Source organism: Aeromonas finlandensis (assembly GCF_000764645.1).
In the GTDB taxonomy this organism is placed as follows: Bacteria; Pseudomonadota; Gammaproteobacteria; order Enterobacterales; family Aeromonadaceae; genus Aeromonas; species Aeromonas finlandensis.
The window spans coordinates 1-6936 of sequence record NZ_JRGK01000138.1 but is presented as its reverse complement, the minus strand read 5'-3'; the positions used below and the strand labels follow the sequence as shown (position 1 = coordinate 6936).

Annotated in this window: 6 protein-coding genes; all 6 read left to right on the top strand. The window is 54.1% G+C overall.

The window, feature by feature from the left end; genetic code table 11:
- The coding region (locus LD28_RS0111515) for a rhodanese-like domain-containing protein (protein ID WP_033137112.1) at positions 1-701 on the top strand (701 nt) is incomplete at its 5' end.
- Positions 702-1119: 418 nt separating this feature from the next.
- Positions 1120-1830, top strand: a complete 711-nt coding sequence (locus tag LD28_RS0111510) for a GntR family transcriptional regulator (protein WP_033137110.1) — start codon at positions 1120-1122, stop codon at positions 1828-1830.
- A gap of 9 nt (positions 1831-1839) precedes the next feature.
- On the top strand, positions 1840-2817 hold the full coding sequence (locus tag LD28_RS0111505; protein ID WP_033137109.1) for a sugar phosphate isomerase/epimerase family protein: 978 nt from the start codon (positions 1840-1842) through the stop codon (positions 2815-2817).
- A gap of 43 nt (positions 2818-2860) precedes the next feature.
- The gene (locus tag LD28_RS0111500) at positions 2861-4126 is read left to right on the top strand and encodes an MFS transporter (RefSeq protein WP_033137108.1); all 1266 of its coding nucleotides are present in this window, start codon (positions 2861-2863) and stop codon (positions 4124-4126) included.
- Between the two features lie 168 nt (positions 4127-4294).
- On the top strand, positions 4295-4954 hold the full coding sequence (locus LD28_RS0111495) for a DedA family protein (protein WP_033137107.1): 660 nt from the start codon (positions 4295-4297) through the stop codon (positions 4952-4954).
- Between the two features lie 165 nt (positions 4955-5119).
- On the top strand, positions 5120-6936 hold a 1817-nt coding region (locus tag LD28_RS0111490), incomplete at its 3' end, for an MG2 domain-containing protein (protein ID WP_033137111.1).

Sequence of the window (6936 nt, the reverse complement as noted above, 5' to 3'; positions counted from 1 at the left end):
ACAATATGTTGGGCCGAAGCGAAACCTACAAGAAGACCCAAGGGACCGCCATCTGCAAGCTGTTCGATCTGGCGGTGGCCAGCACCGGCCTCAACGAAAAACGTCTGGTGCAGCTGGGTCTGCCGTTCGAGAAGGTCTATGTCCACCCGGGCAGTCATGCCGGTTACTACCCCGGCGCCCACCCGGTCAGCCTCAAGCTGCTGTTTGCCCCAGATGGCAAGATTTACGGCGCCCAGGCCATCGGCAAGGATGGCATCGACAAGCGCATCGATGTGCTGGCGGTGGCCCTGCGTGCCGGACTGACGGTGTTTGACCTGCAGGATCTGGAACTCACCTATGCGCCGCCGTTTGGCTCGGCCAAGGATGTGATCAACATGGCCGGGTTTGTGGCGAGCAATCACCTGAAGGGGGACACCCTGCTCTGCCACGTGGCCGAGGTGCAGGCTGGTAACCCCCATCAGCTGGTGGTGGATGTGCGCAACGGCCCCGAACTCGACAAGCTGGGTCGCATTCCGGGGGCGCTGCATATACCCCTCGACGAGTTGCGTGGTCGCCTCCATGAGCTGCCCAAGGAGAAAGAGCTGCTGATCAGCTGTCAGGTCGGGCTGCGCGGCCATGTCGCCTGCCGCCTACTGAGTCAGCACGGCTTTAAAGTGAAGAATCTCTCCGGCGGCTTTAAAACCTGGCAGATGGCCACCTAGTAGTAAATTTTTTTGCATTTTTTGCCAGCCCTTCCATAAAGTTAGCTATGTGAGGGCTGGTTTATTGCCTCAATATGAAATCCTGTCTGATCTGAATCCCCGCCTGTTGAAACGAGACGATAACGTCCATAAACCCCTATTTCAATGGATGTTATCTTGTCATGATGGATAGTCAATCGAACGTTTACTGGCGTTGGTAGAAACCTGCCTTGAGATTATCCACACCTTTTTTTGCACATTAATACATCTTTTAATGTTCAATTAAAGTTGCAATTTTTTGCTCGGTACGTCGAAAAATGCATTTTCTCTGGGAGTGAAATCACACTTTGGCATCATGAGTTCAGTCTGCGGTTGCTGGTTAAGGGGGCGAGATAGTAAGGTGCTTTCCAATCTGGTTTAAACCAATAAAGAAGGCTCGATGTCAGACCCCATACACACCGTCGAGGCAGCCAAAGTTGCCCTAGATAAGTGGATTGCAGAAAACAGGCTTCCACCCGGATGCAAGTTGCCATCCGAGCGCGAGTTATGTGATGTGCTCAAGGTAAAGAGAATGACGCTGAGACAGGCTTTATTGAGCCTTGAGTCAGACTCATGCATTTTTAGAAAAGATCGTCGGGGCTGGTTTATGACTCCGGCCAGATTTATATACAACCCAAACTCATCCTCCAGTTTTCGCATTTCAGCCGAGGAGCAGGGGCGGGTGCCCAGTTGGGGTTATTTGGCAAAGACGCAGATCTATGAATATGATGAGCGACTTGCTGATATTTTTTTTAACGGTGAGAGTGAAGCTGTTTATCAGATAACTGGATGGGGGGCACTGGATGATCATAAAGTGTTTTATCATGAAACATATATCAACCCAGAGTATGCACCTGATTTTATCGAATACATTGGAAATGAGTCTTTGCAATCATTATGGTTGACACGGTTTGCACAAAACGTGAAAACAAAGCATCTGACATTTCGTCCAATCAGAATGAATGGTGATGTTTGCAAGCATTTGGGATGTGCGCCAGGCTCCCCCGCTATCCTCGTGGAAAAACACCGAGCCAATGCGAACGATGTGGTTGTGCATATCGATATTGAATATTGGCGATTTGAGACTGTAGATTTTGTGATTAATTTGTGAGGGATTGAAATGAATATAAATCAGGCTAAAAAAATTATCGAGCGGCATGCGCGGTTGCCACTTTATCTACATGCCTATTCTTATCATATGAACATGCGCATGGAGCAGATATTACCTGCTGATTTACTGGATATTGCCCATCAGCAGCACTTGCACGGCGTTAAAATACATATTCTTGATGGGGAGAGCCGTTCTCTGCAACAGATGAGTGACGATGAGTTGGCCGCGTTTCGCCACAAGGCTGAGCAACTTGGGCTGGATATTAATCTGGAGATCAGCTCTTCAGCCCCTGCAGAGATCGATGAAGCAGTGGCTGTTGCGGAAAAAATAGGAGCCACCTCGTTGCGCTTCTACCCCCGTTATGAGGGGCATCTGTCGGTTGTGTTGGCGAGGATCCGGGAAGATTTGGCTCATCTTCGTCAGCAGCACGGCCATCGTCAACTGACTTTCACCATCGAACAGCACGAGGACTTGAAGTCTGGTGAACTGGTGCAATTGGTCAGGGAGAGTGGTATTGCATCTCTCTCCCTGTTGTTTGACTTCGGTAACATGATCAATGCCAATGAGCAACCGTTGGAGGCATTGGATATCATGGCACCACTGATCACCCATGTGCACATCAAGGATGCCAAGATAGTTCAGGAAGGGACAGGATTGGGGCATATAGCCTGTGCATCGGGTTCCGGAGACATGCCGTTTGAGGAGATGCTAAAACAGCTGATTTGTCTGGGGGATGAGAAGCCACAGGTAGTCGCTTATGGGATGGAGGAGGAGGTAGATTATTATGCTCCAGCCTTCCGTTTTAGTGATGAGGGTAATGACCCCTGGATCCCATGGCGAGAAATGAGTGAAACCCCCTTGCCAGCACCGGAACAATTATCCCTGCGTTTAGCACAAGAAAAGCAGGATGCCCTCAAACAGATTGAATATGTCAGGGCCATTTTGAACAAGCTGGTTGCACAGGCTAAAGAGATTCTTAGTAAATAAAACCCCATTGCAGTTGTTTTAACATCAGCCAAGAGATTCTATTATGCTCACTAAAAAGAGATGGGCTATTTTTAGCCTGCTCACACTGTGCGGTGGCACAATATATAAGTTACCTTCGTTAAAAGACGCTTTTTATATTCCAATGCAGGAATATTTCCATCTAACCAATGGACAAATTGGTAATGCCATGTCGGTGAACTCGATGGTAGCGACAATAGGCTTTTTCTTTTCTATTTATTTTGCGGATAAATTGCCAAAGAAATATACCATGTCATTTTCATTGACGGCCACTGGCCTGCTTGGTTTATATTTATCGACCATGCCTGGTTACTGGAGTATTTTGTTGGTGTGGGCATTATTCGGCGTCACCTGTGACATGTTAAACTGGCCTGTTCTGCTCAAGTCGGTCAGCACGTTGGGTGATAATACCCAACAGGGCAGGTTGTTCGGTTTCTTTGAAACTGGCCGCGGATTGGTAGATACCATCATCGCTTTTGGCGCTCTGGGTGTGTTCACCTATTTTGGCAGCACGATGGCCGGTTTTCGGGCCGGGATTCTGTTCTACTCCATCGTGGTGATTGTGGTTGGTATCGGCATTTTCTTGTTAATGAATGATGAGGAGCGGGTCCGGGACGAGAACAAAGTGAAGGACAATACCTCCGGGATCTCTTCAGTGCTGAAGAACAAGCTGGTGTGGTTGATCGCGCTGAACATCTTCTGTGTTTATTCCGTCTATTGCGGTCTTACTTTCTTCATTCCTTTTTTGAGCAAGGTCTATGCCCTGCCGGTGGCGCTGGTAGGGGCCTATGGCATCATCAATCAATATTGCCTGAAGATGGTTGGTGGACCCATCGGTGGGATCATTGCCGATAAAGTGTTGAAATCTCCCAGCCGTTATCTCTGTTACAGCTTTATCGTCAGCACGCTGGTCTTGGTTCTGCTGATCGTGTTGCCTCACGAACAGATGCCTGTCTATCTGGGGATGGCTTGTACTCTGGGCTTTGGTGCCGTGGTGTTTACCCAGCGAGCGGTCTTTTTTGCCCCTATCGGGGAGGCAAAAATCAAGGAAGAGCACATAGGTTCTGCGATGGCGATGGGGAGCTTCATTGGTTATGCTCCGGCCATGTTCTGCTTCAGCCTTTATGGCAATTTGCTTGATAAATACAGCGGTCTGCTGGGTTATCAGGTCGTGTTTGGCATCATGGCTTGTTTTGCTTTTGCTGGTTCGATCATCTCTATCATGTTGGTACGAGAGATCCGACAACGGAGTACTATGGCTGCTATCGAGGAGCCACATCCTGTCTTCTGAGTGAGCACCCTGTCTGGGGCTGTCGTTATCGAACGACAGCCCCATCGACCGTAGCAACATTTCGACACACTTTTTTTCCTGCGCCGGACAAAATTAACGTTTTGTTCAGGGGATGGGTGCTATAACCCCTGCCTCGTTCATGATGAACCGTGTAGTAGGGAGAGTGACATGCTGGATATGCTGATGGCCATTTGGCATCAGGATTTTGACGCCCTGGTTCAGATGCAGGCGGTACCACTGCTTATCAGTTGCCTGATGCTGGTACTGTTGCTGGAGTCCGCATTTGTCTTCCTGCCCCTGCCGGGGGACAGTCTGGTGCTGCTGGCCGGCGGGTTGGTGGGAATGGGCGTCCTCGGGACGGAAGTGACGCTCATCTATCTGCCGTTAGCGGCAGGGCTGGGATCCGTGCTGGCGTACTGGCAGGGACGGGCACTGCAGCGCACCCGTTTTATGGATCATATCAAGCGGATGTTGCCTTCCGACAGCCTGCCCAAGGCGACCCGGCTGCTGAAAAAGTACGGTTTTCTGGCGATGTTCTCCTCCCGTTTCATCCCGTTCGTGCGGGTGCTGACCCCCATGCTGATGGGGATTGGCCGTCTGAGCCTGGTGCGCATGTGCGTGGCCAGCTTTGCCAGCGCCGTGCTCTGGTCACTTTGTCTGAGTTTGGTGGGCAAGCTGGCGATGAATACCCCTTTCTTCCTCCACCACAGCGAGCTGTTGACCCGGGCCCTGCTGATCACCTCGCTGGTGCTGTTTCTGGCGGCCGTCATGGCCATCCTGTTTCGCTGGTTTAAAGGCGGGGCAAAGAACGAGACCACCCACGACTAGGTGACAACCCTTGCCGCACTGAATCAGTGGGCAAGGGGGTTACTGTGCAGCAGAGGCGCTCAATTGTGCCTATCCGGGTAATGAGCTTTGTGTCGGGTGAGCAGGATGCCTTATCCTGTTTCCTGCCACGCTGCGCTTGCAGCGCTCCAACTCGGGATGGAACCTATGCGCCTCTTCGACTCTCCCTCTGCTTCTCACCGCTCTACCGCTGGAACCGGCGTTTTGCGCCCCCGCTGGTCGGCCCTGCTGCTCTCTGGGCTGGTTGGTCTGCTGCTGGCCGGTTGCGGCCCTGACAAGCCTGTCACTCATGTCACAACCAATGGGCCGACCACGCAACTCGCTGCCCAGCAAGAGGCGGGCGTACCAAGCGCCGTAGTGCAAGCCAATGCCCGCCAATATCGGGATGCCCCGGCGCTGGCGCTGGTCTTCTCCGGCCCCTTGGTGCCCAAGGCAAACTGGCAGAGCTGGCTCGGGGTCAGTGAAGGTGGCAAACAGGTGCAGGGGGAGTGGATCCTCGCCGAAGATGGCCGCACCCTCTATTTCCCGAACGTCCAGCCCGATAAAAGCTACGAGGTGAGCCTCAAGTCGGGGCTGGGCCCATCCCCCCAGAGCTGGACCCTCAAGACCCGGCCGCTGGAGGCGGGAGCCTCTTTTACCGCCAGCGGCATGGTATTGCCGCTGCGCGACGAGCTGCGCCTGCCCATCAGCGCGGTCAACGTGGATGAGGTCAATATCGACTTCTTCAGGGTCGATGCCGAATATCTGCCCCGTTTTCTGGCCGAGTATCGCCCCGGTGCCGGCATGGGCAACTGGGAGCTTGAGCAGATCACCAAGCGGGCCAAGCGGGTGTTCAGTGGCCGCTACGCGCTGGAGCTCGATGCCAACCGGCGCGAGACCCGCCTTATTAACGTGAAAGAGCCGCAGTTGGCGGAGGCTGGCGTCTACTTTGCGGTGATGTCCCCCCTTGGCAACTATGACTGGCGCAAGGAGACCACCTATTTCGCGGTGAGCGACATGGGGCTCAGTGCCCGCCGTTACAGCGATCAGCTGGAGGTGTTCGTCAGCTCGCTGGCCAGCGCCGACCTCCTCAAGGATGTGCAGCTCTCCCTGCTCGACGAGAAGGGCAACCGGCTGCAGGTGCAAACCACGGATTTGCAGGGCCATCGTCGCTTCGATCAGGTGCAGGGTGCTCGCCTGCTGCTGGCCGAACAGGGCAACCATCTGGCGGTGCTGCGCCTCGATGGCGCGGCGCTCGATCTCTCCACTTTCGATCTCGGTACCCAGCCCTGGCAGGCCCAGCAGTTGTATCTCTTTAGCGGGCGCGACCTCTATCGCCCCGGCGAGCGACTCGACAGCGAGATCCTGCTCAAGGGGCAAGATGGCCAACTGCTGCCGGGTATGGCGGTGGAGCTGGAGGTGAAACAGCCGGACGGCCAGCTGCTCGAACAAAAGCGGCTGCTACCGGACAATCTTGGCGCAGCCCACTACGGCCTGCGTCTGCCGGATGATGCGCCGCTGGGGCGCTGGACCATTAGCCTCAAGACCGCCGCCGGCAGTCGCTTCGAGTGGCCTTTTCTGGTGGAGGAGTTTTTGCCGGAGCGCTTGAAACTGCAGCTTGGCAAGGGGCCGGATGGGGAATTGCTGACCCCGCAACAGGCACTCACCCTGCCGCTGCAAGGGGACTATCTCTACGGTGCGCCAGCCAGTGCAACCAAGGCGAAGGCGGAAGTGAAGTTAAGCCGCGCCACCATGCCCTTTACCCAATGGCAGGAGTTCACTCTGGGGGATGTGCTGCTCGCCGAGCAGGCCAAGGATCTCGAGCCGCGGAGTCTCACCCTCAATGCGCAGGGGCAGGGGACTTTTTCGCTGCAAGATGAGCTCGATGGGGTGCGCGCCCTCGGGCCGCTGGAGGTGGCTTATAGAGTGTCGCTCTCCGAGCCCGGTGGCCGCGCCGTCAATCGCAGCCGCACCCAGTATGGCTG

What these genes read in the sequence shown, in the direction of transcription:
- LD28_RS0111495 (WP_033137107.1), top strand. Translation starts at nt 4,295, where the DNA reads ATGCTGGATATGCTGATGGCCATTTGGCATCAGGATTTTGACGCCCTG.
- LD28_RS0111505 (WP_033137109.1), top strand. Translation starts at nt 1,840, where the DNA reads ATGAATATAAATCAGGCTAAAAAAATTATCGAGCGGCATGCGCGGTTG.
- LD28_RS0111500 (WP_033137108.1), top strand. Translation starts at nt 2,861, where the DNA reads ATGCTCACTAAAAAGAGATGGGCTATTTTTAGCCTGCTCACACTGTGC.
- LD28_RS0111510 (WP_033137110.1), top strand. Translation starts at nt 1,120, where the DNA reads ATGTCAGACCCCATACACACCGTCGAGGCAGCCAAAGTTGCCCTAGAT.